This is a genomic window from Pararcticibacter amylolyticus (assembly GCF_003130405.1).
Classification (GTDB): Bacteria; Bacteroidota; Bacteroidia; order Sphingobacteriales; family Sphingobacteriaceae; genus Arcticibacter; species Arcticibacter amylolyticus.
Map to the genome: position 1 here is coordinate 306,989 of NZ_QEAS01000002.1, position 5,374 is coordinate 312,362.

Annotated in this window: 4 protein-coding genes; all 4 read right to left on the minus strand. The window is 45.2% G+C overall.

Features of this window, described 5'->3' with window-relative positions:
* A partial coding sequence (locus DDR33_RS03765) for an RsmB/NOP family class I SAM-dependent RNA methyltransferase (RefSeq protein WP_238387655.1) occupies positions 1-1,221 on the minus strand: 1,221 nt, incomplete at its 3' end.
* Positions 1,212-2,741: a glutamine-hydrolyzing GMP synthase gene (guaA, locus tag DDR33_RS03770; protein ID WP_109414421.1), complete on the minus strand. Its 1,530-nt coding sequence runs from the start codon at positions 2,739-2,741 to the stop codon at positions 1,212-1,214. The genes DDR33_RS03765 and guaA, both read right to left, overlap by 10 nt.
* Positions 2,742-2,794: 53 nt before the next feature.
* Positions 2,795-4,069 (minus strand): M16 family metallopeptidase, encoded by a 1,275-nt coding sequence (locus tag DDR33_RS03775; RefSeq protein ID WP_109414422.1) that lies wholly within the window; start codon positions 4,067-4,069, stop codon positions 2,795-2,797.
* Positions 4,066-5,304: a M16 family metallopeptidase gene (locus tag DDR33_RS03780; protein ID WP_109414423.1), complete on the minus strand. Its 1,239-nt coding sequence runs from the start codon at positions 5,302-5,304 to the stop codon at positions 4,066-4,068. The genes DDR33_RS03775 and DDR33_RS03780 overlap by 4 nt, the downstream gene beginning before the upstream one ends.
* Positions 5,305-5,374 lie beyond the last annotated feature (70 nt).

Sequence of the window (5,374 nt, forward strand, 5' to 3'; positions counted from 1 at the left end):
TTCTCCCTTTATCAGTCGCGCTACGAACATCGTGTCGGCTTTGTGCAGATAACCTTTGATAACCTGCTGGTGTTCAAGCCTGAGATTGAGGTTTTCGGTAAAGAATTGTATGTTATCTTCATTTTCCTGTCTGAAGGCGGAGCATGTGATGTAGATCAGGGGTTTGCCGGGCTTCAGGTATTTTACTACATTGGAAGCTATTGATCTCTGAAGGCGCTGGAAAGCTTCGATCTTTGATTCGCGAAACTGGGATATCAGTTCAGGGGTACGTCCCCAGGTGCCTGAGCCACTACAGGGAGCATCGAGAATGATGCCATCGAACTCATAATCGTGCAGGAAGGGCTGCGGGTCTTTGGTTAGGTCAAGGATCTTCTTTTGATATTTTGTAAGGCCGGAGCTGCGAAAGCGTTTATCAAGATTGTCGAGGATATTCTCACGCAGATCTGATACAAGCAGCCTGACCTGGTTCTGCAAATGGTATAAAAGAAGCGATTTACCGCCTGAAGCAGCACAGCAATCCCACCAGTAATCACCTTTCTCCGGCTGGAAATAATTGCCTGTTTCCTGAGAAGAAAGGTCCTGCACTTCAAAATATCCATCAAAATCATTTTGTTCGGGAAATAGCTGATCAAGCTTGGTTCCGGCGGGAAGAACGAGGGAATACTTATGGTGTTCTGTAAAACTAACTCCCTCCCGTTCCAGCCTAGTCTTCACGATGCCTTCTTTGCCGGGGTGGATCCGGATGAAAAGATCGGGCTGGGTAAAAAAGGATTCTAAGAATGCGTCCCGGTCAATCTCAGCTGACAGGTGTTTATGGAATGGAAAAACGTCGGCGGGGTTAAAGTTATACCCTGCTTTCTGAAGGATCCGGATCTTTTCGCTGGCCGAACGGCTGATATCCTGGTCGAGTTCAGGCTTGAAATAGGCTAAGAAAGGCTGGCTGGTATTGTTGCACAGAAACTCTGCTATAAAAAGACGTTCTTCGGGCCTGGACGCAGCAGCGGCATTACCTATCCGAAAGTAGTTGTAGATCAAACCAGCGGCTGTTTTGCGATCTTTAGAGCCCATCTGACGATTGGCCCTGAAGAATACCGGCAAAAATCTTGAAAGCTGTCCATCCCGCGGATATTCATCTAATATCCGCAGGAATGTACGAAGCTGGTTCTCATATCGTGGATTATACTGATCCAAATGTTTTCCCTCTATTTCTCTTATTCCCACTCAATGGTTGCGGGAGGTTTAGAACTTATATCGTAAACAACGCGGTTGATCCCTTTCACGTTATTGATAATTTCGTTCGAGATCTTTGCAAGCAGCTCATAGGGCAAATGGCTCCAGTCTGCCGTCATTCCGTCTACCGATCCAACGGCGCGGAGACAAATCACATTTTCATAAGTCCGCTCATCTCCCATTACTCCTACCGACTGAACCGGAAGGAAAATAGCTCCGGCCTGCCATACCTTATCATACCAGCCTGATGTCTTCAGGTTGTTAATATAGATAGCGTCAGCCTCCTGTAAGATAGCCACTTTTTCGGCGGTGATATCTCCGAGTATCCTGATGGCAAGACCCGGCCCCGGAAAAGGATGACGTCCAAGTATTACATCATCGATACCGAGTGTCTTACCAACTTTCCTTACTTCATCTTTAAAAAGGGTGTTGAGAGGTTCTACCACTTTAAGTTTCATAAAGTCAGGTAAGCCTCCTACATTATGGTGCGATTTGATAGTAGCTGAAGGGCCTTTTACAGAAACAGACTCAATAACGTCGGGATAAATAGTTCCCTGACCGAGCCACTTAACATCCTGTACTTCGTGAGCTGCATCGTCAAACACTTCTATGAAAACCCGGCCGATGACCTTGCGTTTCTGCTCGGGATCCTTGATTCCGGCAAGCTGGCTGAGGAAACGATCTTTGGCATTTATACCCCTTACGTTCAGCCCCATATGCTTATAAGAATCGAGTACCTGCGCGAATTCGTCTTTACGGAGAAGACCGTTATCAACAAAGATACAATGCAGGTTAGGCCCTATTGCACGGTGAAGTAATACAGCAGCTACCGAGGAATCTACTCCTCCTGAAAGGCCTAAAACAACCTTATCATTACCAAGTTTACCGCGCAGGGAGGATATGGTGCTCTCGACAAAAGAGTCTGGTGTCCAGTCCTGGGAGCATCCGCAGATGTCTACCAGGAAATTCTCCAGGAGCTGTTTTCCGTCTGTGCTGTGGGTTACTTCAGGATGGAACTGAATTCCGTATGTTTTAGTTCCTTTTATATGATAAGCAGCAACTTTTACGGTATCGGTGCTAGCTATTACTTCGAATTCTTCGGGGATCTCAGAAATGGTGTCTCCATGCGACATCCACACCTGGGAGTCGTGGGGGATATTCTTTAACAGTGAATGAGTTTCGTCAATATATTGCAGGTTCGCCCTTCCATATTCGCGAATGGTGGATGGAATGACCTCTCCGCCAGAAGTATGTGCAAGGTACTGGGCACCATAACAAACGCCGAGTAATGGGTACTGCTGGTGAAACAATGACAGATCTATCTGGGGGGCATCTTCCTGCCTGACAGAAAAGGGACTGCCTGAAAAAATAACACCTTTTACACTCTGATCAAATTCAGGAAGGTGATTGAAGGGATGAATTTCACAATAAACATTTAGTTCTCTTACGCGGCGGGCAATTAATTGGGTGTATTGCGAACCGAAGTCAAGAATGATAATTTTCTCTTGCATGGGCGAAGCTACGGAATATCTGTAAAATGCGCAAGGCGCACGGGTGAACAAATCTATTTCTTACCTACCACAACCTTATTAAAGGCATCAAAATCCAGATAAAACCTGGCGAGTTCGAGCAGGGTACCTGCGCTGATCTCTTTAACGGTCTTTACATACCTGTCATAATAGTCATAGTCCAGTCCTGAAAACAGGATGTTCTTATATTTATCAGCATGAGAGAACGCGTTCTCCAGGCTTCCCAGGAACGAACCCAGCATATAATTCTTCACCAGCTGCAATTCGTCTTCGGGAATAAGTTCTGTTTTCAGGAGATTGACTTCCTTTTCGATCTCAGCCATCGTTGCAGAGCAGACGTCTGCCCCTACTTCCGATGCAATAAAGAAATAGCCTGCATGCTGAAGGGACACCAGGGCTGATCCGATACCATAGGTATAGCCTTTTTCTTCGCGGATGTTTGCCATCAGCCGCGATCCGAAATAACCGCCAAGTACCGTGTTCAGTACCTGAAGCGCAGGAAAATCGGGGTGGCTCCGGTTAACCGAAATTTGACCAACCCGTATTGCCGACTGCAAAGCTTCCGGCTTTTCTACATAATGAAAGCCTCCGGGTTTCACAGGAAAAGAAAATACGTTGTGAGCGGCTTTAAGACTTTTATCCCAATTGCGCCCGAGATGTTTGTTGATCAGTGAAAGAATAGTATCGTCTACCTTTCCTGACACAATGATCGTGCAGTTTTCAGGTTGGTAAGCAAGGTGAAAATACTCCACAAGCTCATCCCTGCTTACCTTGTTGTAATCTTCTGCTTCTGAGCTATATCCATATAGCGTATCACCAAATAATGTATTATTAAAGACCCGGCGGCACAGAAAGTCATTTTTTTCGAGATTAACCAGCAGTTTTTGTTTCTGGTTTCTTTTGAAAGTTTCCAGCTCTTCCTCCGGGAACACGGCATCGGTCACAATTTCCTTTAGCACCGGAAGAACATTGTCAAGATGCTTACTCAATGTATAAAGAGTAACCAGCGAAGCATCGTAATTATAATCATTCTGAAGAAAGGCACCGTAGTAGTCAATCTTCTCTGCTATCTGGAATGCGGAAGAACTGCTGGTTCCCTCTGCGATTAAAGAGTTAACAGCAAATGCCTGGAGAGGCTTCTGTACATTCCAGTTTACATTATTAAAGACCAGTTCTATTCTGACAAGATCCTGTTGTCCACCGTTGATGACATGTACAGGGATACCATTATCAAGGACGAAAGGAGCGGCTTTTATTATATTGATATTTTCAACCTGCCTGAAAGCAGGAGCTAATGTTCTGTCAATCATTTATTTGAAAGATATAATAGTGTAGATGAATTTTCTCTTCTGAATATTGAACCTGCCCGTTTGAGGATATCCTCAGCAGACACACGGAGATACCTTTCCGTTTCGGAATTCAGATCGCCGGCATCTCCCAGCAGTTCGAAAAAGGCCAGGTTCATGGCCTTATCCAGTAATCCCATCTGGGCGAAAACCATTGTCGATTCAATCTTATTTTTGACTTTGGTCAGTTCTTCTGCTGGTACGCGTTCGGTTTTAAGCTTTTCGAGTTCATTCCAGATGGCCTGTTCCGCATCTTCTACCGCTACTCCATCTACAATCTGGCCTTCTATGATAAATAATCCGGGATCGATACTTCCGGTAACATACGCGTTTACTTCGCTAAAGAGCTTTTGATTTTTTATTAAGCTTACAAATAAACGAGAAGAATTTCCACGGGAAAGTATATCCGATATCAGGTCCGTCTCATAATATCCACTATCGTTTCTATCAGGCATATGAAAAGCGATGTATATGGCATTGAGAGGAACATCAGCATGGATTGTCTCTTTTCGGGCCTCTGTCTGCGCCGGCTCCTGCGGAATATTTCTTACAGGTTTTTCAGCCGCCGGAATAGAACCAAACCATTTCTCCGCCAGCACATGCACTTCGTCCGCTTTTACATCACCCCCTACTACCATAACCGCATTGGAGGGATTATAATACCGGGTGAAGAATGCTTTTACATCTTCCATCGAGGCCTGTTCGATATGGGAGAGCTCTTTCCCTATTGTGGCCCAGCGGTAAGAGTGTTCCTTATAGGCAAGGGGCCTTAATTTAAGCCACACATCTCCGTAGGGCTGGTTAAGATAACGTTGTTTAAATTCTTCACTGACTACATTCCGCTGCACATCGAGGCTCTTTTCCGAAAACGCGAGACTCAGCATGCGGTCGCTTTCGAGCCAGAATGCGGTCTCGAGATTTGAGGCCGGCAGGGTGATATAATAATTAGTAATGTCATTGCTCGTAAATGCGTTGTTTTCTCCGCCTACCCGCTGCAAGGGTTCGTCATAACTCGGGATATTTACGGACCCGCCGAACATAAGATGTTCAAACAAGTGAGCAAAGCCTGTTTTTCCGGGGTTCTCATCGCGGGCACCCACATCATATAATATATTTACTACTGCCATCGGAGTAGTGTGATCTTCGTGAACCAGGACTTTTAATCCGTTGCTTAGTGTAAATCTTTCAAATGTTACCATTCAGGTGTCGAATTCGATGTAAGTGGCAAAGGTAGGCTTTTAAAATTATAAGTGGTAAGTAATAAGTCGG